Annotated in this window: 18 protein-coding genes; 6 read left to right on the top strand and 12 right to left on the bottom strand. The window is 73.2% G+C overall.

The genetic code is table 11. From position 1 onward, the window contains the following. Nucleotides 1-67: 67 nt before the first annotated feature. The 3 genes from CWN80_RS14710 to CWN80_RS14700 are packed head-to-tail and all read right to left on the bottom strand — an operon-like array spanning nucleotide 68 to nucleotide 2,282. Nucleotides 68-688, bottom strand: a complete 621-nt coding sequence (locus CWN80_RS14710; RefSeq protein WP_202865257.1) for a D-glycero-alpha-D-manno-heptose-1,7-bisphosphate 7-phosphatase — start codon at nucleotides 686-688, stop codon at nucleotides 68-70. After that, nucleotides 634-1,242 (bottom strand): D-sedoheptulose-7-phosphate isomerase, encoded by a 609-nt coding sequence (locus CWN80_RS14705; protein WP_007928405.1) that lies wholly within the window; start codon nucleotides 1,240-1,242, stop codon nucleotides 634-636. The genes CWN80_RS14710 and CWN80_RS14705 overlap by 55 nt, the downstream gene beginning before the upstream one ends. Then, the gene (locus tag CWN80_RS14700) at nucleotides 1,239-2,282 is read right to left on the bottom strand and encodes a GHMP family kinase ATP-binding protein (protein ID WP_007928402.1); all 1,044 of its coding nucleotides are present in this window, start codon (nucleotides 2,280-2,282) and stop codon (nucleotides 1,239-1,241) included. Before CWN80_RS14700 ends, CWN80_RS14705 begins: the two co-directional genes overlap by 4 nt. A gap of 56 nt (nucleotides 2,283-2,338) precedes the next feature. On the opposite strand from CWN80_RS14700, the gene CWN80_RS14695 reads away from it, so the two are divergent. Beyond that, nucleotides 2,339-3,538, top strand: coding sequence for an acyltransferase family protein (locus tag CWN80_RS14695; RefSeq protein ID WP_157986939.1), 1,200 nt, complete (start codon nucleotides 2,339-2,341; stop codon nucleotides 3,536-3,538). On the opposite strand, the gene CWN80_RS14690 is transcribed toward CWN80_RS14695, so the two are convergent. Genes CWN80_RS14690 through CWN80_RS14680 form a run of 3 tightly spaced genes read right to left on the bottom strand, consistent with a single transcriptional unit; the run spans nucleotide 3,429 to nucleotide 9,027 of the window. Continuing rightward, nucleotides 3,429-7,466: an alpha-(1->3)-arabinofuranosyltransferase domain-containing protein gene (locus tag CWN80_RS14690; RefSeq protein ID WP_128277479.1), complete on the bottom strand. Its 4,038-nt coding sequence runs from the start codon at nucleotides 7,464-7,466 to the stop codon at nucleotides 3,429-3,431. The two genes, CWN80_RS14695 and CWN80_RS14690, sit on opposite strands and share 110 nt — an antisense overlap. Further along, nucleotides 7,463-8,185, bottom strand: a complete 723-nt coding sequence (locus tag CWN80_RS14685) for a class I SAM-dependent methyltransferase (protein WP_040881396.1) — start codon at nucleotides 8,183-8,185, stop codon at nucleotides 7,463-7,465. Before CWN80_RS14685 ends, CWN80_RS14690 begins: the two co-directional genes overlap by 4 nt. A gap of 14 nt (nucleotides 8,186-8,199) precedes the next feature. Continuing rightward, the gene (locus tag CWN80_RS14680) at nucleotides 8,200-9,027 is read right to left on the bottom strand and encodes a class I SAM-dependent methyltransferase (protein ID WP_007928380.1); all 828 of its coding nucleotides are present in this window, start codon (nucleotides 9,025-9,027) and stop codon (nucleotides 8,200-8,202) included. A gap of 100 nt (nucleotides 9,028-9,127) precedes the next feature. On the opposite strand from CWN80_RS14680, the gene CWN80_RS14675 reads away from it, so the two are divergent. Then, complete coding sequence (locus CWN80_RS14675; RefSeq protein ID WP_007928378.1) at nucleotides 9,128-10,366, top strand: glycosyltransferase family 4 protein; 1,239 nt, start codon at nucleotides 9,128-9,130, stop codon at nucleotides 10,364-10,366. Nucleotides 10,367-10,440: 74 nt separating this feature from the next. On the opposite strand, the gene CWN80_RS14670 is transcribed toward CWN80_RS14675, so the two are convergent. The 5 genes from CWN80_RS14670 to CWN80_RS14650 form a co-directional block, all read right to left on the bottom strand. After that, nucleotides 10,441-10,593 carry a DUF2613 family protein gene (locus CWN80_RS14670; protein ID WP_157986938.1) on the bottom strand — a complete coding sequence of 51 codons (153 nt, stop codon included), beginning with the start codon at nucleotides 10,591-10,593 and terminating at the stop codon, nucleotides 10,441-10,443. 89 nt (nucleotides 10,594-10,682) lie between these two features. After that, the gene (locus CWN80_RS14665) at nucleotides 10,683-12,362 is read right to left on the bottom strand and encodes an MmpA family trehalose lipid delivery protein (protein ID WP_007928376.1); all 1,680 of its coding nucleotides are present in this window, start codon (nucleotides 12,360-12,362) and stop codon (nucleotides 10,683-10,685) included. Between the two features lies 1 nt (nucleotide 12,363). Next, nucleotides 12,364-13,473, bottom strand: a complete 1,110-nt coding sequence (locus CWN80_RS14660) for a glycosyltransferase family 4 protein (RefSeq protein ID WP_007928374.1) — start codon at nucleotides 13,471-13,473, stop codon at nucleotides 12,364-12,366. After that, nucleotides 13,470-14,297 (bottom strand): glycosyltransferase family 2 protein, encoded by an 828-nt coding sequence (locus tag CWN80_RS14655; RefSeq protein WP_007928372.1) that lies wholly within the window; start codon nucleotides 14,295-14,297, stop codon nucleotides 13,470-13,472. Before CWN80_RS14655 ends, CWN80_RS14660 begins: the two co-directional genes overlap by 4 nt. Further along, nucleotides 14,284-18,543: an alpha-(1->3)-arabinofuranosyltransferase domain-containing protein gene (locus CWN80_RS14650; RefSeq protein ID WP_007928370.1), complete on the bottom strand. Its 4,260-nt coding sequence runs from the start codon at nucleotides 18,541-18,543 to the stop codon at nucleotides 14,284-14,286. The genes CWN80_RS14655 and CWN80_RS14650 overlap by 14 nt, the downstream gene beginning before the upstream one ends. 125 nt (nucleotides 18,544-18,668) lie before the next feature. Between CWN80_RS14650 and CWN80_RS14645 the strand changes: the two genes are divergently transcribed. Further along, the gene (locus CWN80_RS14645; protein ID WP_128277477.1) at nucleotides 18,669-19,889 is read left to right on the top strand and encodes an MATE family efflux transporter; all 1,221 of its coding nucleotides are present in this window, start codon (nucleotides 18,669-18,671) and stop codon (nucleotides 19,887-19,889) included. Nucleotides 19,890-19,916: 27 nt separating this feature from the next. Here CWN80_RS14645 and CWN80_RS14640 read toward each other — a convergent pair whose 3' ends face one another. Then, nucleotides 19,917-20,582, bottom strand: coding sequence for a hypothetical protein (locus CWN80_RS14640; protein ID WP_007928366.1), 666 nt, complete (start codon nucleotides 20,580-20,582; stop codon nucleotides 19,917-19,919). 64 nt (nucleotides 20,583-20,646) lie between these two features. Between CWN80_RS14640 and CWN80_RS14635 the strand changes: the two genes are divergently transcribed. From CWN80_RS14635 to CWN80_RS14625, 3 genes are read left to right on the top strand one after another with little or no spacing between them, the layout of a single operon-like run. Beyond that, nucleotides 20,647-22,671: an acyltransferase family protein gene (locus CWN80_RS14635; protein WP_083853752.1), complete on the top strand. Its 2,025-nt coding sequence runs from the start codon at nucleotides 20,647-20,649 to the stop codon at nucleotides 22,669-22,671. Next, entirely contained in the window at nucleotides 22,668-23,696 is a 1,029-nt protein-coding gene (locus CWN80_RS14630; RefSeq protein ID WP_007928362.1) for a nucleotidyltransferase family protein, read from the top strand. The genes CWN80_RS14635 and CWN80_RS14630 overlap by 4 nt, the downstream gene beginning before the upstream one ends. Continuing rightward, a complete protein-coding gene (locus CWN80_RS14625; RefSeq protein WP_007928360.1) occupies nucleotides 23,693-24,571 on the top strand; it encodes an FkbM family methyltransferase in 879 nt (292 codons plus the stop codon). Before CWN80_RS14630 ends, CWN80_RS14625 begins: the two co-directional genes overlap by 4 nt. Nucleotides 24,572-24,592: the final 21 nt, after the last annotated feature.

Below are 24,592 nucleotides of genomic sequence, written 5' to 3'. Positions count from 1 at the left end.
ACCTCGTGAGCGCCGCCTCCGTCCGGGCACAGCCTAGGGGACGTGGCCTTCGCCACGTCGGACGTCGTCAGGCGTCGCGTCGGGGCCCCGGACCCCCGAGGACGCGGGCGACGACCTCACCGAAGGGCCGGTCCGGACCCACCCTCTCGGTCCGCATCCCGAGACCGCGCGCGGGCTCGAGATCCGACGGCATGTCCCCGATCATCAGGCACCGGCGCGGGTCGGCCCAGGGCGCTCGCGCGAGCGCCTCGCGGAAGAGCCCGTCGAAGGGTTTGCGACACGAGCACTCCCCCTCGTCGTGCGGGCAGACCGCGACAGCGTCGACGCGCCCGTCGGCGGCGGCGAGGTCCTGCGCCAGCCGTGCGTGGACGGCCTCGAGGTCCGTCCGCGACAGCAGGCCCCTCGCGACCCCGCGCTGGTTGGTCACGACGACGACCGGGCAGCCGAGCGCCGCCAGCCGGCCGACACCGGCCGCCGCCCCCGGCAGCAGCTCCAGCTCGTCGGGCCGCGTCACGTAGCCCCCCTCGATGCGCACGTTGAGCGTGCCGTCGCGGTCGAGCAGGACGAGGTCGAAGGGGGTGCCCTCCCCCGGTCGGCGGAGGGCCTGCGGCCCGAACCACCAGGGCCGAGCGGTCAGGGCGCGTCCTGCATGACGAGGTCGACCGCCTCGCACCAGGCGTGCGCCCACAGCATGTGGACCTCCTGGATGCGGGGCGTCTGGGACGACGGCACGACGAGCAGGTGGTCGGCCAGATCGGCCTGCCCCGCTCCCTTCGAGCCGGTCATGAGGATCGTGGCGAGGCCGCGGCTGCGCGCCTCGGCGAGGGCGGCCACGACGTTGGGGCTCGTCCCCGACGTCGACATGGCGAGGAAGACGTCTCCGGGTCGGCCGAAGGCTCGCACGCCCCGGAGGAAGACCTGGTCGAAGCCGTAGTCGTTGCCGATCGCGGTGAGCGACGAGTGCGACTCGGCGAGGCTGATGGCCGGCAGCGGGTGCCGGTCGTGGATGCACTTGCCGAGGAACTCCGCGGCCACGTGGCTGGCGATCGCGGCCGAGCCACCGTTGCCCGCGACGAGCAGGGTGCGCCCGGACTGCAGAGCGGCCACGACGACCCGGCCGGCGGCCTCGACCTGCTCGCGCACCGTCGGCTCCGCGACCTGGCGGGCCAGCTCCGCCCAGGCGGCGATGCCCTCGTCGAGCTGCTGCGTCACCAGGGAGGCTGCTGCCTCGGTCGCTGTCATTGCTGTCCCTTCCAGGTCGTCACGCCGTGCTTGGTGAAGGTGAACTCCGAGACCGACAGCCCCAGGGTGATGAGCTCGTCTGCGACGAGGTGCCTCTTCTCGAACTCGCAGATGAAGATCATGTGACCGCCGCCGCCGGCACCGGTCACCTTGCCCCCCAAAGCGCCCCGGGCGAGGGCCCGCTCGACGGCCTCGGAGATCAGAGGGGTCGTGATGCGCGAGGACATCCGCTGCTTCTCCTGCCAGGCCTGCCCGAGCAGGTGGCCGATCTCGTCGACCCGGCCGCGCAGCAGCGCGACGCGCATGGCATCGGCGAGGTCACGCTGGGCGCGCAGGCCCGCTACGGCGTCCTCGTTGCCCGTCTCGTAGCGGGAGACCTGGTCCTCGATGATGTGGTCGCTCACCCGGGTGCGCCCCGTGTACGCGAGCAGCATGTTGTGCTCGAGCTCGTGCACGGTGTCCTGGCGCACGCGCAGCGGGTTGACGACGACGTCGCCGTCCTGGCGGAACTCCATGAAGTTGAAGCCGCCGAAGGCCGCGGCGTACTGGTCCTGGTAACCACCGGGGATCTGCAGGTCCTCCCGCTCCAGGCGGTAGGCGAGCTCGGCGATCTCGTGCGGACCGAGGTCGAGCCCGCAGTGCCGGGCGACGAGGTCGATGACGGCCACCATGACCGCGCTCGAGCTGCCGAGGCCGGACCCAGGCGGTGCGTTGGTGTGCAGGAAGAGGTCGAAGCCGTCGGAGCGGATCGCGCCCTCGAGGGTCATGATGCGCGCGATCGCGGCCTTGGGCAGGTCGAGCGTGCCGTCGAGGACGAAGGGGGTCCCCACGTCGTACCCGATGGAGGTCCCGTAGTCGTGGGACTCGACGGTGATGTGCCCGTCGGTGCGCGGCCGGAGGGTGGCGTAGGCGTAGCTGCCGATGGTGGCACTGAGCACGGCCCCGCCCTCCCGCTGGGGGAAGGGGGCGACGTCGGTGCCGCCACCTGCGAAGCTCACCCGCAGGGGCGCGCGAGCACGCAAGACGGGACGCGCGGTCATGGAAGTCCTCTCCCCGAGTGGATCTCAGCAATTATTACTGCATGGTAGGTGACGAGATGGATGGCGCGAAGGCCCGACCGGGACGGATCCTCGGGCTCGACGCGCTGCGCGCCGTCGCGGCCTGGCTGGTGCTGCTCTCGCACGTCGCCTTCTGGACCGGCGCCGGCGCCGAGGGCATCATCGGTGGGCTGGCGGTGCGGGGCGAGCTCGGCGTCGCGATCTTCTTCGCCCTGTCCGCGTACCTGCTGTCGACCCCCTTCGTCCGGCGGGCACTGGGCGGCCACGTCGAGTGGTCGCTCCCCCGCTACCTCGTGCGGCGGGCGGCGCGGATCCTGCCCGGGTACCTGCTGGCCCTGGCCTTCGTCGTCGCGGTGGCTGCCCTGCTCGGCGGCGCCGCAGCGAGTGCGCTCGACGTGCCCACCGTCCTCGCGCACCTCGTCATCGGCCAGGGCCTGACCGGTGAGACCTTCCAGGCCTTCACCCAGACGTGGAGCCTCACGTCCGAGGTGACCTTCTACCTGCTGCTCCCCCTCGCGGCCCTCGTGGCCGCACCACTGGTCCGCGGGGTGCAGGCGGCCCCGAGCGCGCGCCGACTCCTCGGGCTGTGCGCGGTGGTGGCGCTCGTCGGGATCGGCCAGCAGGGGGTCGCGGCGCTCGTGCCGGACGCACGGTGGGGCGGTCTGCTCGCGACGAGCGCTGCGGGTCATGCCGCGTGGTTCGCCGTCGGTGTCGCCGTCGCCGTCCTCGTCGAGTCCGAGCGGGCCGGCTGCCGCCCCCGGTCGCCCCTCGTGGAGGTGCTGCGCACGAGCCCGGGGACGCTGGCCCTGCTCGCCCTCGTGCTCTGGGTGGTGGCGTCCACCCCCGTGGCAGGACCACGTGGCCTGGAGGCCACGACCGGGTCCGAGGCCGTCGCCGCAGAGGTCCTCTACGGACTCGTCGCCGCGTGCCTGCTCCTGGCGGGCACCTCGCGCGGTCTGACGGAGTCGCTCGCCGCCTCCCCCGTCGCGGGGGTGCTGCGCTGGGCCGGGGACATCTCCTATGCCGTCTTCCTGTGGCACGTCCTTGTGCTCCAGGTCGTCTTCGCGGCCCTCGACCTGCGGCTCTTCTCCGCCCCCTTTGCCTCGGTGCTGCTGCTCGTCACGGTCGTCAGCGTGGGTCTGGGTCACCTGTCGTGGACGCTGCTGGAGCGTCCGGTCCTCGATCGGGCACACCGGACCACGGCCGCACGAGAGCAGCAGCCAGCACCCCGAGCGTGAGTGCGCCCAGGAGCTGGGAGGCGTGCGCGCCGGCCGACTGCCGCTCCGCGACCCCGAGGACGGTGAGCGCCACGCCGGCGCCGACGAGCACGACCGAGACGACCAGGGCGCGGCCGCGCACGGGCACGAGCGCGCCGACGGCTCCCGCCAGGGCGCCCGCCCACCCCGCGACGAGCAGCCCGACGACGGCACCGCAGGCGACCCCGAGCACCCGGACCACCCAGACCGGCGAGGCGGACGCGCTCACGGTCTCGCCCGACCCGGGCTGGGCCACCACGGGCTCCGGCGCGCCCCCCGACACCTCGGGTGGCTCCTCGTCGGTGCCACGACGACGCAGCAGCAGCTCGACGAACCCCCAGAGGAGCAGGAAAACCACGAGTGCGGCGCCCACCGCCAGCGCGGCCCGGTGCTGCGCGTTGGGCACGAAGTCGACCTCGACCCGGGTCGCGGCCCCCTCGGGGAGGACGAAGCCCTGCCGCCAGCCGTCGACCGTCACCGGCTCGAGCTCACGACCGTCCGGGTCGGTGGCGCGCCAGCCGTCGTTGGCCCCCTGATGCAGCACGAGCACCGACTCGTCCCCCGCCCCGACGTCGAGCGTCCACGACCCCGTGTGCGCGCGCTGCGCGGAGACCGTGCGAGAGGGTGCTACCTCGGTCCGGGTCCACCCGACCGGGGTGAGGGTGACGCGCTCGGGCACGAGACCGCCGGCCGCCGCCGCGGTGATCGAGCCGTCACCGTCGGGCAGCTCGCCGCACGGCGTTGCAGGGACCGGCTCGCCCCGCACCAGCGAGCGCCGGGCCGCAGTGAGGGAGAGCCCGATCCGGCCGTCGTCACGCCCGACCTGGCCGGCCTCGTTGCACGCGAGCGTGACCTGCTCCGACAGGGCCGGCCCGCCCGCGAGCGACACCTCGGGCGCGGTCCAGTCCGCCCGACCTGGAGGTCGGCTGAAGGTCAACGACAGCGTCCGGGTCCGCTGCGTCGGGATCGTCAGGGTCCGGCCGGTGGGCAGGACGTACCGCCCGCCGTCGGTGGCCACGGTCACGGGGCCGGCCTCGCGGTCCAGCGTGATCGTCGAGATCTCGGCGGCGGCTCCCAGGTCGAGGGCGAGCACCGGTGCAGCGGCTCCCGCCGAAGGGCGCCAGCGTGTGGCGGGGTCACCGTCGAGCGCGGCGACCGGCCAGCTGGTGAGCCCCGCCGAGGACTCGCTCTCGTCGGGAGGGGTGCTGCCCGTGAGCGACCACGGTGCGGCGGCGGTCTCCTGACCGGAGGCATCGGGACGCACCCGCACCGATGCCGAGACGGTCGTCCGGGGCAGCGGACCGACGCGCCGGACGAGGTCCGCCGGGTCCTCACCGAGGGCGAGGTCGCTGCCTCCTCTGGGGTCGCGCGTCAGGAGGACCGGCCCCGGCCCCGACGGGACCTCCAGACCCGAGCCGGCCCGGGAGGCCCCTTCGAGCTCGACCTCGCGCACACCCACCGGGGACTGCGTCGTGGTCGCGGGGTCATGCGTCCCGGTGAGCTCGATGGTGATGCTGCGTCGCTCCCGCCCGTCGAGCGGGACCCGCCAGGTCATCGTGCCCTCGGGCTTGATGCCGTCACTGCCGTCGACCTCGACGGACGTGAGTGTCGCGAGGTCACCGCCCCATGCCTCGTGGACGACGACCGCATCGGGTCGGGACCCGGCTGGCAGGTCGAGCGTGATCGTCTGCGAGAGCTCGCCGTCGCCGCTGACCCAGGCGGTCCGCGGGTCGCCGTCGACCATCGCCGCCGGCCCGCTGCCGGCACTGCGCCACGCGGACGCGAAGGGGTCGGCAGCGCTCGACCCGACCGAGATCCCGTCGACGCCGCTCCAGAACCGCACCGTGCGGCCGGTCGTGGCACCGCCGGGCTCCAGGTCGCGGGTGCCCACGACGGAGGGCGACGGGTCGTCCCCCGCCACGGTGGGCCCGTGACCCCGGGCCGGGGGCCGGCCCGAGTTGAGCGGCTGCCAACGCAGGGTGTCGGTGCGCACCTCGGCGTCCGCGCCGTCGGCGAGCGTGGTGACGGCGTCGGGGTCGAGGAGCCCGGAGTCGACGAGCGCGAACCACGCCTCCGGTGAGGCGGCGACCGGGACGACCCCGGAGGTCGGAACGGTCGTCGCCGGCACCGCCGACTCGTCCAGCCGCCAGACGCTGATCCGGTCGGGTCCGTCACCCACCGAGGAGACGAGCGTGATGCCGGGGCTGGCTGCCAGGGTCTCGGCCACCTGCTCGGAGTCCACGGCGCCGACATCTGGGTCGAGGCCGCCGCGGACGACCACCCGGCTCACCCCCATGCGGCGCAGGCCGGCGGCGAGCTCGGGTTGACTGCGCCCCGTCGCCGTCATCTCGTCGAGGTGGTCGAGCACCCGGGTGGCGGCGGGGTGCCCCAGCGGGGCGGCCGCTCGGGAGAGCACGGGCGACTCGGCCAGTGCGGAGAGCGGCTCATCGGTGACCCGCCCCCAGGTGAAGTCCGCGGTGCGGGCACCCGGCAGCACGAGCGTCGTCCCGCCGTCGGCGGAGGCGAGGTCGTCGACCTCGGTCGCCACGTCCCGCCAGGCACGCGGCACCCCGTCGGTCGCCCAGGCATCGCCGACCCGGGAGGCCCAGAGCGGCGCCAGCGACCCGACGAGGGCCAGGACCGTCGTCGTCACGACGACCTGTCGGACCACGGGGCCGGCGCCGCGCTCCACACGCGTCGCCCAGTGCGCGACCAGCCCCACCCCGAGCGCGACCGGCAGGCGGACGAGCAGGTCCGCCTTGTGCACGTTGCGGAAGGGGGCCAGCGGCCCGTCAAGCAGGTCCTGCACGAGCGGCGCGAAGGGGCCCGACGAGGCCCCGCTGCGGCCGATCGCCATGGCGACGACCCCGAGGAGGACGAGGGTGATGCCCCAGCGGGTCAGGTGTCGGCCCTCGCCGTCCTCCTCCGCGCTGCCGGCAGCGCGACGCCGCACGAGCCCCGCGAGCCCGAGCCCCGCGATGGTCGTCGTCGCGAGGATGCCGGTGACGGACTGGGCCAGCAGCCACCCGCTCTGCCACGTCGGGTGGTCTCCCGAGGTGAGGATGTAGGCGATCCAGTGGTTGGCCCCGCGCAGGACGTTGGTCACCGAGGCGACCGCGGTGGTGGTCGAGGCCAGCTCGATGTGGTCGAGGAAGGGGTAGGCGTAGCGGCCGAGGACGACGAGCGGCCCGAGCCACCATGCCGACCCGAGTGCGGCCCCCGCGCACCACCACAGGAGGGCTCGTCCCTTGGCCCGACCGCGCGGCGCGAGCACGAGCCAGGCAGCGGCAGGCACCAGGGCGACGAGCGAGACCGTCGCGTTGACCCCACCGAGGCTCGCCGCGAGCAGACCGGTGACGACCGCGGCACGACGTCGGTGCGCTGGCCCGGCACCCGGTGCCACGGCGCGGGCTGCGGCGAGCAGCAGCCACGGCGCGAGGGCCTGCGGCCACACCTCGACCGAGATCTCCGACAGGACGGTGAGCACGCGCGGCGACAGCGCGAAGACCATGCCGACGAGCAGCGCAGGAACTGTCGTCAGCCCGGCCAGCCGCCGCGCCACCCGCTCGGCGCCGACGAAGGAGACGACGAGCAGGAGCATCCACCACACCCGCTGCGTCACCCACGCCGGCATGCCGACGGCGTCCCCGGCGAGGAAGAGCGAGCCCATCGGCCAGAGGTAGCCGTAGGCCTGGTTCTGCAGCTCACCGATCCCGGTGTGGTCGTTCCACGCCCACAGGGCCCGCCCGAGATAGCGCCCGGGCGAGATGATGAGGTCGCTCTTGGTGTCCGGCTGGATCATGCCCGGGGCGATGAGCCACGGCAGGACCGCGACGAGCAGGGTCGCCGTCCACCGCTGCACGCGCTCCCGGACCGCATCGACCCGTACCGGGTCCGGCGCCTGCGTCATCGGCGCCGCAGGATGAGCAGCAGGTTCCAGGTGACGACCTCGCGCAGGCCCGGCACGCGCAGGATGTGGGCCGCGGCGTCCGGCAGGTACCGCGGGCGGGCCGCGAGGACGTCGGCGTCCGCTCCCTTCGCCCACTCCAGCCCCTGGCGCACGCTGACGCGGTAGAGGGTCTCACCGACGCGGTTCTTGGGCGGGTGCCCGTGCTTGCGCTCGTAGCGCGCGATCGCCCGCTCGCCGCCGAGCCAGTGCCACGGCGAGGTCTCGTGACCGCCCCAGGGCGAGAGCCAGTTGGTGTACGACAGGAAGACCAGGCCGCCGGGCCGGGTCACCCGCAGCAGCTCGTCGGCGACCGCCTCCGGGTCGGGCACGTGCTCCCACATGTTGCTCGAGAAGACGACGTCGACGCTGCCGTCGGCCAGGGGCAGGCGAAGGGCGTCGCCCACCACTCCCCCGTCCCGCACCGACGGCACGCTGGCATCGTGGTCGACCGGCACGTACCGCGCGCCCGCCGCACGGAAGGCGTGGGCGAACTCGCTCGGGCCCGCACCGACGTCCAGGACCGTGCGCCCCCGGAGCTCGGTGTGCTCGCGCAGCAGCGCGATCGAGTCCTCCGCGAGCTCCGAGTAGAAGCGCTCGGGATCGCTCTGCTCGACGAGGAAGGCGGAGAAGAGCCGCGCCGACCGGCGCAGGCCACGGCGGGTCGGCAGGTCGGAGGTCATCGGCACGCCCCCCATCATGGACGACGGGCCAGCAGCTGCAGCGTCGGGCGGGAGCGCGGGCTCACCAGACGCTGGGCCACGACGAGCGGGAGGCTCGCGACGGCGCCGGCGAGGACGGGCCGCGCACCGAGCACCCCTCGGGGTCGCGAGCCCGGGCGCAGCGCCCGCGCGATGCTCGCGGCGTCCACGCTCAGGCTGTCGAGGAGCAGGCGACGGACCTCGACGTCGACGAAGCCCGCCTCCCGCGCCGCCCGGGCGAGGGAGGCGGCCGTGAAGAAGCGGATGTGGGTCGGGTCCTCGAGCATCCACCAGGCCGCGCCGTACCGCTCCACGCCGGAGCTGTCGCCCGCAGGCGTGATGAAGCTCGCCCGGCCGCCCGGCCGCAGCAGGTCGTACGAGGCCCGCAGCGCGATGTGCGGGTCCACGACGTGCTCGAGCACGTGGATGCCGTAGACGAGGTCCTGGTCGCCGGGCAGGCGGGAGACGTCCTCGATGCCGCCGGTGCGCAGGTCCCCCTCGGCCCGGACCCGCTCGTCGACGTCGATGCCGAGCTGATCGGGGTCGACGCCGGCCACGCTGGCCCCGTCGTCGAGGAAGCGCCGCAGCATCGAGCCGGCGCCGAAGCCCACCTCGAAGACGCGGTCGGGCACGCCGTCGCGCACGAGCTCGCGGTAGGTGAGGTCCAGCCTGATGCGGTCGAGCGTCGGCTCGCCGCCGTAGGCAAGGTCCCGGTGGTCCGCAGGGCAGCGCTCGAGGTCGCGCAGGAGGTGCCCGCAGGTCTGGCACTTCTCGAGCACGCACCCCCCGCGGATCGCCTGGCCGCGCACGTCGCTGCCGCACACCTCACACACGTTCCGGGGGCCGGCACCTACCGTTGGGTAACTCACAGCGTTAGCCTATCCGTCGGTGCCGCGGGTTCCACGCGGCCGACGAGGAGAGACGATGACGCGCAGCGTGGCCACCCCGAAGGACCGTCTTCGGGTGCTCTACCTGTCTTGGCGTGACCGGGAGAACCCGGAGGCCGGCGGGGCAGAGACCTTCACCGAGCGGACGTCCGAGGTCCTCACCGACCTCGGTCACCAGGTGACCATCTTCACAGCGTCCTTCCCGGGGGCCAGCCCCCGCACCCGGCACGGCGACGTCGACGTCGTGCGCCGCGGCTCGAAGTTCAGCGTCTACCTCCACGGCATGTGGCACGTCCTGCGACACGGCCGTGACTACGACGTCATCCTCGACGTGCAAAACGGCGTGCCCTTCTGGGCCCCCCTCGTCACCAGGGTGCCGGTCGTCAACATCGTCCACCACGTCCACCGCGACCAGTGGGACGCCGTCTTCGGTGCCAAGGTCGCGCGCCTCGGCTGGTTCCTCGAGTCGCGGGTGGCCCCCTTCGTCTACCGGCGCAGCCGCTACGTCACGGTCTCGAAGTCGACCCGCGACGAGCTCGCCACCCTCGGCGTGGACCCCGCGCGCGTCGACCTCGTCTACTCCGGCAACGACCGGCCACGCGACCTCGACACCTACGCGCGCCTCGAGCGCACCGAGGTGCCGACGATGCTCTTCCTCGGCCGGCTCGTGCCGCACAAGCACGTCGAGCAGGCCGTCGACATCCTCGCCTCCCGGGCCGAGACGCACCCCGACCTCGAGCTGCACGTCGTCGGCGGCGGCTACTGGGAGGCCGAGATCGCCGAGCACGCCCGCGCCCGCGGGGTGAGCGACCGCGTCCACCTGCACGGCTTCGTCGAGGAGTCGCGCAAGCACGAGCTCCTCGCCCGCGCTTGGGTCGTCGTCATGCCCTCGCACAAGGAGGGGTGGGGCCTGACGATCGTCGAGGCCGGCCTGCACGCGACACCGGCCGTGGCCTACAGCTTCGCCGGGGGCCCGAGCGAGTCGATCGTCCACGGTCGCACCGGGTTGCTCGCCGACTCCGTCGAGGACTTCGAGGAGCACGTCATCACCCTCGTCGACGACGCCCGGCTGCGGCGCACCCTGGGTCGCACGGCACGCCTGTACGCGAGCTCCTTCGACTGGGTCCGCGCCGGCCACCGGCTCGAGTCCGTCGTGCGCTCCGTGCTCGGTCTGACCGACCGCTACCGGGACGACGTCATCGACCTCGACGCCCTCATCGCCTCGCGCCCGGTCGACGAGCAGGCCACGCCCGAGCTGGAGGCCGTCGCGTCCTGACAGGCCCTGCCCGGGCACGACGAAGGGGGGCCCGCACCGGATCGGTGCGGGCCCCCCTTCGTGCGAGCGCTGGCTCAGCTGTTGTAGTTGATGACCTGCTGGTTTTCCTGCGGCATCGAGGCGCTGCTCTGGACCTGGACGATGCCAAAGATGGCAAGAGCCGCAAGGAGCGCGCCGAGGACGGTCCCGCCGACGTTGTAGGCGATCTTCTTCGAGCCGTTGTTCACTGGGTAGCCCTCCGTGAGCAGATGTCTTTCGCACCACTGTATACCGGCCGGTCACTTGAGGCGAGTCCGTGCGGGGTGTCGTCCACGTCTCACGTGCGGCGGTGGCGCACGACGAGGCCGAGAGCGAGCACGACGGCCAGACCGGTCCCGACGAGACCGAGGCCCCTCAGGCGATCCGGCTCGACGTCGACCTGCTGGGGCGCCCCCAGGTCGGCGACCCGCAGATCACCCACCCGCTGCACGGGGACACCGTCGAGGTCGGGCACGCTCCCGGCAGGGCTGGGCTGATCGGTCTGCACGACGACCCACCGCACCCCGAGGGCCCGGAGCACCGGCACGACGTCGGCCGGGTCCTGCGCAAGTGCCCGGGTGACCTCGTCGCTCGCCCGGTCCTCCCCCGCCACCGTGCGGTCGCGCAGCGGCAGCCGGTCGTCGGAGACGACGGTCTGCGGCAGCAGCCGGTTCCACGGGTCGAGGACCACGCGATCGTCGTTCCACGCGTACCGCCGGTAGGTGGACCACGGGAAGACCGCCACCGGCTCGCCGCTCGCGGCCAGACGTGTGCTCACGTCGCGCAGCTCGGCCGGGTACTCGACGCTCCCCCACGCCCCCGAGTGCCCCCAGGCGAGCGTAGGGAGCGTGGCCACCGGCCACGCGATCGCGACGAGGAGCAGGGGCACGGGCAACGAGACGCTGGCCATCCGGTCGACGAGGTGGGTGAGGGCCACGACGAGGAGCAGAGCCCACAGCGCGGCGAACTTCTGCCCGTCGCGCAGCAGGCCGCCACCGGGCACCCCGGTGACGACCGCCTCGAGCAGGGACCTCCCTCCGGGCAGCGCGGCGAGCGCGGCGAGCACGAGGCCGACCACCCCGGCGACGGTCGCGGCCCGCGTGCGAGGGTCCCGCCACCACTCGCGCCGGGACCACGAGAGCCCGAGGACCACGACAACGGCCACGAGCGCCGCTGCTGACGCGGGCCATGCCGAGCGCTCGACGAACCACGTCCGGTCGTTCCACAGGCCCCCGCCGAGCACGAGCGACCCCAGGATGCCGAAGGGGGTGTCCGCCGCTGCGGCGAAGGCGGTCGCCCCGCCGGGATCGGCGGCTCTGGACGCGGTGCGCAGGAAGGGCCACCACCAGGCTGCGTTGGCCAGCAGCGCGACCCCGACGACGAGGGCCAGGCTGTGCGCGCGCTCGCGGAGCGAGCCGTCGGCGACGAGCACCGCGACGGCGGCGAGCAGCGTGGCGATGACCCCGGGTGTCGAGCCACCGAGCGCGGCCACGGTCAGCGCGGCGACGAGCAGTGCTCGACGACGCGGAGATCTAGGGCCCGTGGCGGCGACGAGGACCCACGGCAGCACCGCGTAGCCGATGAGGTAACCCCAGTGCCCGATCCCCAGGCGCTCCCCCACCCACGGGTTCCAGGTGAGCAGCACCGCACCGGCGGCAGCGCCCGGCAGCGTCCGCGCGAGGGCACCCGCGCCGGCTCCGCCGACGACGAAGCACCCGAGCAGGACGAGCTTGTGCACGAGCCACCCCGGCAGCACCGTGCCGAGGAGGGCGACGACGAGGTCATTGGGGACCGCACGCGGCACGCTGCCGTCGGTCCCGAGGGTGCGGGCGGACAGCGGCAGATCCGGCACGAAGACGAGGTCGTAGTGGAGCGTGTAGCCGGGCGCGAGCGCCGGGCCGAGGACGACGAGGCCGACGAGGGTGCCCACGAGCGACCCGACGACGACCGTACGGCGGGCCCCCTTCGTCGCCGTCACGTCAGGCCCGGTGGAGGGACTCGACCTCGGCGAAGGCCTGCCCCATCGCGACGCACTGCGTCGGCAGGTCGTGGTGGGTCAGGGCGTGCTGCCGGTTGGCCCGGCCGACGTCGGCCCGCAACCCCGGGTCCCGCAGGAAGTGCAGGAGGGAGTCGGCCAGGGCCTCGGCCGAGTCCTCGACGAGCCGGTTGGGCGGCTGGACGGCCTCGTCGTTGGTCCCGCAGCGCGTCGTGACGACGGGCAGGCCGCAGGCGAGGGCCTCGAGGTAGGCCAGGCCGAGCTGCTCGGTCCACTTCCACGTGGGCCGCGGAGCCGTGGTGAAGACCGCTGCGCTGCGCATGAGGTCGGCGACGCCCGCCGTGTCGAGCGAGCCGACGAGCTCGACGCCCCGGGCCGGGTCGTGGGCGGCGGCGCGGACCATGGGCTCGAGCGGGCCACGCCCCGCCACCCGCAGGCGGGCCTCGGGGATCTCGCGGCGCACGAGGGTCATCGCCTCGAGGACCCGGTCGATCCCCTTGTTGTCGGCCAGCGGTGAGGCGAAGACGACGACGGGGTCGGTGACCGGCTCGGCGGCGGGGTGGAAGAGCTCGGTGTCGACGCCCGGCTTGACGACCCGGATCAGCTCGTCGTCGAAGCCATTGGCCAGCAGGTGGTCCCGCGCGGCGTCGACCATGCACAGCAGCAGGTCGGCGTCACGGCAGGAGTTCAGGGCCTGCCGGTAGGGCGGCACCTTGTACAAGGGCTGGTCCGGCAGGTTTTCCCAGGTGATGACCGCCTGCAGCGGCCGACGGGCACCGCCGGCCCGGGCGGCCCGCCGCCACCGCGAGGCCTGCCCCGTGACGAGGGAGCACAGCTCGAGCGAGGTCACCCAGTCGTACTCCGCCGGGTCCTGCTCGTCGAGGCCGCGGACCCACGCCAAGGCACCGGCCTCGATGAAGCGCTTGATCGGTCGCGCGTAGGTGCTCGGGATCCAGTCGAGGTCCCCCACCGGCTCCTGCTGGGCCATGGCGCGCACCCGGGTCCCGGGCATCCGGGACATCCAGTACAGCTCGCGCCGGGCCCGCTGGTCCGGGAGTGAGACCCACAGCATGCGGCGCAGGTCGTCGGTCACGACTGCGCCCGGTCCTTGCGTCCGCGACGAGCACCCAGGGCATATCCGCCGGCCTCGAGGGCGCGCAGGGCCACCATGCCGACGGCGTGGGCCGGGTCCTTGAGCAGGCGGCGGTGGTTGCGCGCGTAGGAGCGCAGGACCGCCTTGCCCTGGGCCCCGACGGCACCGTCGTGCTCGGCGGCGAAGGCGGGGATGCTGCGGCCGTAGTAGTAGCGCTTGCTCAGCACGTCACGGACGGTGAGCCGGCCCTCGTCGTGGTCGATGATGATCGGCGCCAGCTCGATGCCGGCGCCGGAGGCGCGCATCTTCATCCGCAGGTCCGCGTCCTCCGGGCCGGACATGTCGGTGTGGAAGGCCCCGTCACCGAGGAGGTAGTCGCGACGGACCAGACGCGGGTTGTGCAGCCACGGGTCGTCGAGGTAGCACTCGCGCTCGAGCGCCCGGCAGGCCGTCCAGAAGCCCTCACCGATCGTGCGCTCCGGCAGGGCGATCCCCGTGGCGCCGGTGGCCCGGGCCGTGTCGAGCGCCAGGGCCACGGCGCGGGGCGGCAGGATCATGTCGCTGTCGAGCCACAGCACCCACGTGCTCGTCGCCGCGTCGATGCCGGTGTTGCGCTGGGCCGAGCGCTCGGGACCTGCGGTGATCACCCGGTCGGCGAGCCGACGGGCCACGTCCGGGGTGCCGTCGGTGCTGTGGTTGTCCACGACGATGAGCTCGACCGGGTGGGTCTGCTCGGTCACCGAGCGCAGGCAGGCCTCGATCGTGCGGATGTTGTTGCGGGTCGGGACGACGACGGTCACCGAGTCGGGCTCAGGCTGGGCCATGACGCTCCTTGGTCGTGAGGGACTGCAGCTGCTGCTCGGACCTGAGCAGGCCACCGAGGACGGCGAGGACGAGCCCACCCCCGGCAAGTCGGTGCGGCCACATGCTCGCGGAGATGGCGTCGGCGCTGACCTCGCCGCCCGTGTTGCCGGGGCCGACGACGAACCATAGGGCCGCGGCGATGACGAGGACCACGCCGGCGTCGATGAGGCGCTCGGCCCGCACCCCGCGCAGCCGCACGAGGGCCACGGCGATCGCCGCGACGAGCAGGCCCGGCCAGCCGACGAGCAGGCCCGAGCCAAGGACGACGAGCGTCTCGACGAGGGCACGGCGGCGGGGGCGGCCGTGCCGGCCCCCGGTCGCGCTCCGGGCCAGCGGGTCGTTGACCGGGTCCTCCTCGGGCGCGACGACCTCCGTGGTCGTCGTCGCGCGGCGCGCCTCGAGGCCGTCGTCGTGACCGTCGGCGAAGTCCGTGCCCGCGCCCGTCTCGGGGGTCGGGGCCGCGGCCGCCTCCTCGCGACGTCGCTGCCGCAGGGACCACAGGTGGGCACCGACGAGGTAGAAGGCGAGGACGAGCACAGTCGTCGACACGAGCAGGGCGATGGTCGCCGAGCGCTGCGGGGCGAAGGAGATCTCGATCTCGTGCGCCTGCGACGGGTCGTCGATGATCCAGCCGACCGAGTAGCCGTCGAGCTGCACCGGCGTGCCGAGGTCCGTGCCGTCCATCGTCGCCGTCCACCGCGAGTCGTACCCCTGGCCGAGGACGACCGCATAGGACCCCTTGCCGGCACCCGTGCGCACCGTGGCTCCACCACCGGCGTGCTGGTCGATCTGGGAGGTCGGCGCGGATGCGGCAGCCGTGGTCTTCAGCCCGGACGTGTCGCGCATGGTGAGGCTGTCGAGGGTCACGTCGTCGACGGGACGCAGCCGGTGCTCGCCCCAGCTAAGGTCGAGTCGCTCGCAGCCGACCCATGCGGCACCGACCGAGTCGGAGACCGCGACGGCGGAGGCATCCGCGGGCCGCATGCGCACCGGCTTGCCGTCGAGGGTGGCCACCGTGAGGCACCCGCGGGCTGTGCCGGTACGCGCTGCCTGGCCGAGACCGGCGTCGATGGTCGTGAAGCGCGCGTTGGTCGCCTCGTCACCACCACGGGTGTCGGTGACCTCGACGCGGATGCGCTTGCCACGGACCGGACGGTCGAGGGCGACGGTGGAGGTGCCACGGCGCACCGTGCCGGTGCCGGCTGGCTTGCCGTCCACCGTCACCTCGACCTCGCTCGCGAAGCGGGTGTCGTCGGCCGTCGCGCCGAAGCCGTCCGCCTGCGTGATGCGCACCTCGTCGAAGGTCGTCGTGTCGGGGGCGGTGGCCTCCCACCACTCACCCTCCATCCCGCCCCCGGGGACCCACGCCGTCTCCGCGTCGTCGTCGGCAGCACGGGAGGCGCGCAGGTCGGCGTTGTTGAAGAAGACGCTGGCCGAGCGGAAGGTGGGCCCCGTGCTCACGCCACCCAGACGGTCGTAGACCTCCTCCCAGTCGTCGCCGAGGCGCACCTTGGCCGACAGCTGCATCAGCCGGTCGTCGGGGACGGTGAAGTCCCGACGCAGGTCCGACTCGCTGTCGTCGCGGCCGGTGGGGGTGTTGATCACCCGGTTGAGGTAGATGTCGAGGGGCACCTCGCCGAAGGACTGGCGCTCCCGCGGCGTGAGGCGGCTGTACTTCTGGTCGAGGCTGCGCGGCAGCCGGGCCGTGCGCTCGGCGACCTCGTCCGTGCCGAGGTCGATCTCCGAGATGCCGACGAGGTTGAAGCCATCGCCCTTGAGACTCTTGACCTCCAGCCGGGCGGTTCGGGCGTCAACGCCGTCGAGGTCGAGCTGCAGGTCCCCCTTCGCCGGGAAGCGACCCGTCACGGTCCGGCCGCCGGCCGTGAGCTCCACCTCGTCGATGCCCACCGGGCCGAGGTCGGCCTGGCTGATGGTCACGGTGTCGAGACGCTCGGACTGCGGCAGCGTCAGATCCAAGGACATGCCGGGGGCCCGGCGGAAGTCACCGAAGATCCACGACGTGCTCGGATTGCCGTCCACCGCGTTTTCGGCGACGGCACTGGGCATCTCGAAGAAGGTGGCACCCTCCTCGCTGGCCTTCGCGAGGATCCCCGAGCGTCGGAGGACCGTCTGGTCGTCCGGCGTGCCGAGGGCCCGGGTCAGCTCCGGTGTCTCGTCCTCGGTGAGGAGCGGTCCGTTGCCCGACGTCAGGCGGTTGGTGATGGATGCCCTGCGCCGGTTGGTGTCGGTGAGCACGATCCGCCCCGCGTCCTCCACCGCGGTGGCGAAGTCGTCGTCGTCGACATCACTCGTGTAGCGGAAGAGCGGGGTGTCGCGCAGCAGGCCCTCGTCGGTGAGCGGCGGGAGGGCCCATGCGTCCCCGGCGACGAGGAGCGAGCCCTTGGTGGGCGAGACCCGGACCGTCGACACCGGCTCGTCGACGTCGTAGAGCTGCACGGGGTGCAGCAGGCTCTCGCGGTAGTCCTCCGGCGCGATGCTCGGGGGCAGGATGTTGCGCCCTGACTCGCCGAAGTTGGCCTGGCCGAAGAGGCCGGGGTCACCGGCGAGGACCCGGGCCGTCGACCCGGGGCGGGCACCGCCGGCGTCCTCCCACACGATGTCGTGCCGCAGCAGGATCTGGTCGACACCCAGGTAGCGCGCGTAGGTCGACACCGCCGAGTTGACGCTGGTCTCCGACTGGACCGTGTCGTCGAGCGCGTTGAGGAAGTTGGCACCCCCTGCCGAGGTGCTCGACGTCGTCTCGGGGATGACGGTGTCGCGCGTGATGAGCGAGTTGCTCACGTCGTCGGGCCGCTCCTGGCTCCAGCGGTAGTAGGGACGCACCTGCCCCGGCAGCAGGAGCACCCGGTGGTCGCTCGAGGACTCGTTGACCCGGTCCGCCGCCTGGTGCCAGTAGTCCGGGACGTCGAACTCGGAGATGTAGAGGTTGCCGGTGAAGGCAGGGGCCGCCCAGGCGATGACGAGGACGAAGGCTCCCCCGACGGACAGCTGCCGCAGTCCAGGCACCGCGCGGACCCGGGAGGCGATGTGGTGGGCCCCCAGACCGATCGTCAGCGCGAAGGCGAGCGCGAGGACGGCACCGATCTTGTTGGACGTCCGAAAGGCGACTGCGCCCGGGACGTGCTCGAAGGCCCACTCCATGACGGCCCCAGCGGGCGCCGACGGGTCGCCGGGGAAGAGCCCGACCATGATGACCGCGGCGATCGCGACGCTCACGGCCGCGATGCGCGTCACGGTCGGCGGAGTCCACCTCAGCGACCAGAGGGCCAGCGCCGGCCACAGGACCGTGAGCACCACGACGAAGGCCGCGGTGATGTAGATCGCGTACTGGGGCACCCACGGCCCGGCGTCCGAGCGCCCGTAGAGGGTCCACATGCCCAGGCCGCGCAGGACCTCGAGGTAGGAGCTGACGCGGGCGATGCCGTCGAGGGTCTCCGAGCCCCGCACGACCTGGGCCCCGGTGCCCTGCGCGGCGAAGGAGGGGACGAGCCAGTAGAGCGACAGACCGAGGACGAAGGCACCGCACTTCGCCACGACGGAGGCGACCGCCGACCAACGCAGTGACCACGCCCGCCGCAGGACGAGGACCACCGGGATGGCCATGAGGAGCTGGTAGATCGGGACGACAGCGACGTTCATGCCGCTCATCGCGAAGAAGAGCAGGCCGACGCACGCCGGCCAGACCCATGACGTCGGGTCGCGCAGTGCCTTGATGAGCGCCACGAGCATCCACGGCAGGAGGCACATCGGCAGCGCGATCGCCAGGGTCGACCCCCCGGTCACCGCGTAGGGGTTGGCGAGGAAGACGACGCTCGTGACGAAGACCGACCACGGGGAGACCTTGGGCACGAGCTCGCGCAGCAGACGCCCGGCACCCCGGGCGCCGATGACCCAGAGCACGAAGTGGAAGATCTTGAAGGTCAGCTCGGGCGAGAAGCCGACGAGCCGCAGCAGGGCCGTCCACACGAGGACGGGGACGAGACCGACGTTGAAGTTGGCCGCGCCGAGGTAGGGGGTCGTGCTCCAGGAGGAGAGGTACTGCTGGAGCATCCGCCCGGGCGAGACGTAGACCTCGGGCTTGATGTCGGTGTGAAAGTGCCCATAGGCATTGCCGAAGACGACGAGTGCCAACACCGCCAGGGCTGCCAGATGGGCCGCGCGGAGCGCGGTCGATCGAGCGGGCACGGACTCTCCATCGGCAGGGGACATCGGCGGGACCCGGTGGTCCCGTGGCGAGCAGCGTAACGCGAGAGGGCCCCGACCGTACCCACAGGTAGGGTTGCCGCGTCCGCGGAGGAGAGGGGACGGATGTGAGCGCCTCGGCGGAGCCGAGGACGAAGACGGTGGGCTCGAGCGGCTGGCTGCTCGGGGTCTGCATGGGCCTGAGCAATGTCCTCGGCTATGCCTTCGTCCTCCTGGTGTCCCGATCCCTCGGGCCCGCCGACTTCGGCGCCTTCTCGGCGGTGAACAACACGGCGATCTTCCTCTCCCTGCCGGCGAGCGCCTTCCAGGTCGTCGTGGCCGCCCACCAGGCTCGTGGGCACGCCCACCGCTCCGGCATCGGGCTCTCGCTCGTCGTCGGCGGCACCCTCGCCCTCCTCACCGTGGCTCTGGCTCCCTTCGTCGCCCATGCCTTCCACCTCGGCTCCCCCGCCGCGATGGTGCTCGTCGCGCTGATGATGCCGGCGTACACCCTCACGGGGGCCGCCCAGGGGCTGCTCCTCGGGCACCGCCGGTTCGCCGCCCTCGCAGCGGTCTACGTGGCCATCTCGAGCGCGCGCGTGCTCTCGGCCATCGCCGCCGCGGCCACGGGCGCCGGCGTCGTCGGGGTCTTCGGGTGGCTCGTCCTCGCGGCATGGGCACCGGCCCTCATGTCGCTGTGGCTCGCCCGTCGACACGTGCAGCGATGGCGTCGTCTCGAGATGGGCCTCGTGCGCGAGCTGCTCACCTCGAACGGCACCCTTGCGGTCCTCCTCGCCATGACGAGCACCGACGTGCTGCTGGCCCGGCACCTGCTCACCGCGCACGATGCGGGGGCGTACGCCTTCGCCGGCCTCTTCGGCAAGGTCGTCTTCTGGGGCACCCAGTTCGTGGCGCTCACGCTCGTGCCGGTGGCCAGCCGCGGGGCCGGGCGCCGGCCGGTCTTCGCCGCCCTCGGCCTGGTCCTCGGGCTGGGCGCCGTCGGGATCCTGGTCGTCGGGGTCGTGCCCGAGCAGCTCGTCCGCGTCCTCGGCGGCACCGAGTACCTCGATGCGGCCGGGTTGCTGCCCGCCTTCACCGCCCTCGGGACGCTCTGGGCCCTGTGCCAGGTCCTGCTCTTCGCCGAGATGGCCCGCGGTCACCGCGGGTTGACCGTCGTGGCTCTCGCAGGGACCCTCGTGGGCGCCGGCGCCCTGCTGCTCGGCGACGTCACCACGGTCTCCCCGGTCGTCGGCACGTACGCCGGCGTCGCGGCACTCGTCGCCCTCATGGGCAGCGCCCGGCTCGTCCTTCGTGGAGGCGAGCCGGGCGCCGAGGTGGACCGCCCCTGAGAGGCCGGCGAACCCCGAAGGTGTCGGTCAGAAGTCGTCGTCCCGGCGACGGCGGGCGCGTCGCGGCGCCTCGTCCTGGATCTCGTCGTCGAGGAAGTCGTCCCCACGCCGCGTCGACCGCGAGGGCGCAGCCTCGCTGACCTGCTCCTCCCAGTCGTCCGTCGCGCTCGTCCGCGGCTCGTCGCGGGCGCTCGTCCGCGGCTCGTCGTCGACCTCGGCCGCACGGGGCCGGTCCTCGCGCCGGGCGCCTCGCAGCTCGCGCGACTCGGCGCGCTCGGAACGCTCGCTCCGCTCGGAGCGGGCAGCGCGCAGGTCACGTGCACCTCGGTCGCCCCGACGGGAGTCACCGTCGCGACCGAGGTTGATGTCGTCGTCCTCCCAGTCCGACCGGGGCGACCGGAAGACAAGGAAGGCCGCGAGAGCGGTCGCCGCGGCCCCGGCGAGGAGGGCGTAGGTGCGGAACTGGTTGATCACCGCAGTCTTCTGGCAGGCGCCGAACTGGAACCCGTCCTTGTCCGCGCTCGGCGGGTTGGAGGCGCTCCCGCACCCGAAGACGCCCTCCTTCGAGGCCACCTGCACCGGGACGAAGTAGTAGTAGATGGCTGCGATGAGCAGCAGCGCCGCGAGCAGGAGGACGAGACCTCGAGCGACCCGGAGCGGCGAGGGTCCCTGGGGGGTAGTGTCAGTCACCATGCGCCCATGCTACTCACGAGTTGTGTTGTGATTCGTCGAGTGCAGCAGAACGAGACCACCACCCATGAGACTCCCTGACCCCAGAGCGCTGCGGCGCCGGACCTCTCGTGCGCCCGCGCGCCTGCGGCCGACGACCCGGCAGGCGGAAGGACATCTCCGTCTGGCCTACCGACCCGCCATCGACGGCCTGCGGGCCATCGCCGTGGTCGCCGTCGTCGTGGGTCACGTCAACGAGAAGTGGCTGCCGGGCGGGTGGCTCGGCGTCGACATCTTCTTCGTCATCTCGGGCTTCCTCATCACGAGCCTGCTCCTGCGCGAGCGCACGAGCACCGGGCGGGTCGACCTGCTCGGCTTCTGGCTCGCCCGGGCTCGTCGCCTGCTGCCCGCGCTCTTCGTCGTCCTCGCCGCCGTCCTCCTGGCCGCCCGGTTCATCGGTCTGCCGGCGCGCCGTGATGCCGTCGCCGACGACGTGCTCAGCACGATCTTCTACGTGGCCAACTGGCGCATGTACGCCAGCGACGAGGCCTATTTCGCGACCCTCGCGACGCCCTCGCCCCTGCGCCATGCCTGGTCGCTGTCGGTGGAGGAGCAGTTCTACATCCTCTACCCGCTCCTGCTGCTGCTCCTGCTGCGTCTCGTCGGCAAGCGCACCCGGGTGGCGATGGTGCTCGGCGGGCTCGCCCTGGTGTCCGCGGCCCTCATGGCCCTGCTCTACACCCCCGGGCTGGAGCCGTCGCGCGTCTACTACGGCACCGACACCCGCGCCTTCGAGCTGCTCGTCGGAGCGGTCGCCGGCGTGCTCGCGCTCCGCAGCGGCACGGCACGCGCCCCGTCGGCCGTGACGGCCCGCACCGACCGCATCGCGCGCCTGCTCGCTCCCGCCGCGCTGGCGCTCGTGGTCGTCGCCCTCGTCGCCCGCACCCAGGCACCCGCCGTGCTCTTCCGCGGCGGCCTGCTCGTGCTGTGCGTGCTCGTCGCCGTCGTCGTCGTCGCCGCGGCCAGCTGGGAGACCAACCCCGTCCAGAAGCTGCTGTCCTGGGAGCCCCTGCGCCGGGTCGGTCTCATCAGCTACGGCCTCTACCTGTGGCACTGGCCGATCCTCGTCTACTCCAACCAGCTGCTCGTCGACGTCGACCCCCTCGTGCGGGCCTACGTGCAGATCGTGCTCTCCTTCGTCGTCGCCACGCTGTCCTACCTGCTCGTCGAGCAGCCGATCCGCCGGCACGGCCTCAAGGTCCTCGTGCCGCGCTTCCCACGCGTCGGTGCGGCAGCGGGCGCGACAGCTGCGGTGGCGGTCGTCGCAGGCGCCGTGGCGCTGCCGGTCGGCGCCAGCCAGGCGGTCGTCTCGGGCGACGTGACGTCCAACATCGCCTACACCGCTCCCCCGTACATCGCGGGCGACACCACCCAGCGAGCCCTGCTCATCGGCAACTCCATCCCGGCGAGCTACGCGAAGTTCTACCCCAAGGGGACCTACCCGGACCTCACCGTCGGGGACTACACCAACCCCGGCTGCGACCTCTTCCCCGAGGCCCGCTACCGCGGTGACGCCCCCGACCCGATCAACCCCGACTGCGCGGACTGGCGCGAGCAGCTCACCCAGGCCGTCACCGACGACGACCCCGACGTCGTCGTGATCTTCGTCAGCCAGAGCCTGGTCGCGGACCGGGACATCGACGGCTCCCGCCTCGACTTCCGCTCCAGCGCCTACGAGGACTACGTCGAGCGCGGGTACGACCGGCTCCTGCAGGCCATCGACAAGGCCCCGGGCGACCGCCGCGTCGTCATGGTCAACCTCGCCTGCCACCGGGTCCCGGACTTCGGCGTCGACGCGGAGGTCACGCGCTTCAACGACGACATCGCCGTCGAGCGGGTCAACGACCTCTCCCGGGCGTGGGCCGACGACAACGACATCCAGACGATCGACCAGAACTCCTTCCTCTGCGGTGACGGCTACCACGACGGCATCAACGGCACCCCCCTCTACGAGGACTACCTCCACGTCACGCGCGAGTCCGGGCCCCAGGTCTGGTCCTGGCTCGCCCCCCGGGTGCGGGACGCCGCCAACGGCGACCCGCTACCCGAATGACCCCGCCGCGGGCCGCCGTCCTCCTCGTCGGAGGCCTCGGCACCCGCATGCACCCGCTGACCCTGACCCGCCCCAAGCACCTGCTGCCCGTCGCAGGCGTCCCCGTCATCGACCTCCAGCTCCGGCGGCTCGCCGACGCGGGCGTCCGGCACGTCGTCCTCGCGACGGCCACCCACGCCGACCTCGTCCGGGACCACGTCGTGAGCCACCCGGTGGACGGGCTCGACGTGCACACGCACGACGAGGGCACCCCCCTCGGCACCGGCGGCGCCCTGCTCGCCGCCCTCGAGGCGCTCGCCCCCGACCGGGACGAGCAGGTCGTCGTCGCCAACGGCGACCTCCTCACCGGCCACGACCTGGCGCTCCAGTGCGCTGCGGGGCACGACGGAACCGACGTGGTGCTCCACGTGCGCGCGGCCGACGACCCCGCTCCCTTCGGCACGGTCGACGTCGCTGACGACGGCCGGCGGGTCGTCGGCTTCCGCGAAAAGGTCCCGGGACCGCCCGGGACCCTGGTCAACGCCGGGACCTACGTCGTGCGGCCGCGGGTGCTCGAAGGACTCGCCACCGGGGGCGTGCAGTCGTGGGAGCGCGACCTGCTCCCCGCGCTCATCGGGGACGGTGCCCTGGTCGTCGCCCACCGGGCCGAGGCGTGGTTCGCCGACATCGGCTCCCCCACGGCGCTGCTCGGCGCCCACCTCGCCCTGCTCGACGGGACCGCGGCCGGCGTGGTGCCCTCCGGGACGAGCATCGACCCGGTCTCACCCGGGACGCTGATCGCCGACGGCGCCGAGGTCGTCCGGTCGTCGACCGGAGCCGGCGTGCGGGTGGGAGCCGGGGCCAGGGTCGTCGACAGCATCCTTCTCGACGACGTCGTGGTCGGGGACGGAGCGCTGGTGCGCGACAGCGTCGTCGGCGCCGGGGTCGTCGTGGCTGACCGGAGGAGCCTGCGGGGCCGTGCCGTCGCCGACGGCACCCATGTCACCACCGACGACACACCTGATGACGAAGGGAGCGCCCTATGACCGCGTCCACCCCCCGGACACGCTGGGGCAAGGCGGCCCTGTGGGTCCGCTTCTACGTGGGCCGCTCCGTCGCCCTCGACCGCGAGACCCTGCATCTCCACCGGTGGGGGGCGCGAGAGCGGGCGGCCTTCCTCGCGAGCAAGGCCGCAGCGCTGCCCGCACTCCAGGCCGGGCGCACCGCGACGGTCCGGGCCGGCGACGTGCACTTCCGCGCGACGAGTCCTCTCGACCTCGGCACCTTCCAGACCTGCCTGCTCGACGTCCACGATGTCGTCGTCGTGCCGGCCGTCCTCGACGGGACCCCTGCCCCCGTCGTCGTCGACGTGGGAGCCAACGTCGGGCAGTTCGCCGCGGCGACCCGCGCCTTCGTCCCCGACGCGCAGATCGTCTCCGTCGAGCCGGACCCGGACACGCACGCCAAGCTCCGGCACAACCTTGCCGGTTTCCCCGTCGCGCGCTCCCACCAGGTGGCCGTCGGGGAGGAGCGGGCGGTGATGACCCTGCACCGCCACCACGTCAGCGTCATGGCGACCCTGCGACCCGGTGAGGTGGAGGACTACGACCCGGAGCTGACCGTCGATGTGGACGTCCTGACGCTCGACGAGATCACCGCCGACCTCCCCCGCATCGACCTGCTCAAGATCGACGTGGAGGGCTTCGAGGTCGAGGCCCTGCGCGGCGCCCGCGAGACGCTCGCGCGCAGCCGGTACCTGCTCCTCGAGGTCGGGCTCGGCCGCGAGTCCTCGGGCGCCAACCTCGAGGCCCTCGCGCTCGTCCGCTCGATCGTGCCGGGCGCCCGCATCGTGCGCTTCGGCCGCCCGCTCGGTGGAGCCGATGCCCCCATCTGCCAGGACGTGCTCATCGCCCTCGGCTGAGCGGACGGCGACCACGACGGC

Source organism: Janibacter hoylei PVAS-1 (assembly GCF_004025845.1).
In the GTDB taxonomy this organism is placed as follows: Bacteria; Actinomycetota; Actinomycetes; order Actinomycetales; family Dermatophilaceae; genus Janibacter; species Janibacter hoylei.
Note: the sequence above shows the minus strand (reverse complement) of the source record. Positions and strands in the feature narration are given on the sequence as shown.

Coding starts and splice junctions, on each gene's coding strand:
- CWN80_RS14685 (WP_040881396.1), bottom strand. CDS start 8,185: ATGACCTCCGACCTGCCGACCCGCCGTGGCCTGCGCCGGTCGGCGCGG.
- CWN80_RS14675 (WP_007928378.1), top strand. CDS start 9,128: ATGACGCGCAGCGTGGCCACCCCGAAGGACCGTCTTCGGGTGCTCTAC.
- CWN80_RS14690 (WP_128277479.1), bottom strand. CDS start 7,466: ATGACGCAGGCGCCGGACCCGGTACGGGTCGATGCGGTCCGGGAGCGC.
- CWN80_RS14640 (WP_007928366.1), bottom strand. CDS start 20,582: ATGGTGACTGACACTACCCCCCAGGGACCCTCGCCGCTCCGGGTCGCT.
- CWN80_RS14695 (WP_157986939.1), top strand. CDS start 2,339: ATGGATGGCGCGAAGGCCCGACCGGGACGGATCCTCGGGCTCGACGCG.
- CWN80_RS14705 (WP_007928405.1), bottom strand. CDS start 1,242: ATGACAGCGACCGAGGCAGCAGCCTCCCTGGTGACGCAGCAGCTCGAC.
- CWN80_RS14625 (WP_007928360.1), top strand. CDS start 23,693: ATGACCGCGTCCACCCCCCGGACACGCTGGGGCAAGGCGGCCCTGTGG.
- CWN80_RS14635 (WP_083853752.1), top strand. CDS start 20,647: ATGAGACTCCCTGACCCCAGAGCGCTGCGGCGCCGGACCTCTCGTGCG.
- CWN80_RS14630 (WP_007928362.1), top strand. CDS start 22,668: ATGACCCCGCCGCGGGCCGCCGTCCTCCTCGTCGGAGGCCTCGGCACC.
- CWN80_RS14655 (WP_007928372.1), bottom strand. CDS start 14,297: ATGGCCCAGCCTGAGCCCGACTCGGTGACCGTCGTCGTCCCGACCCGC.
- CWN80_RS14700 (WP_007928402.1), bottom strand. CDS start 2,282: ATGACCGCGCGTCCCGTCTTGCGTGCTCGCGCGCCCCTGCGGGTGAGC.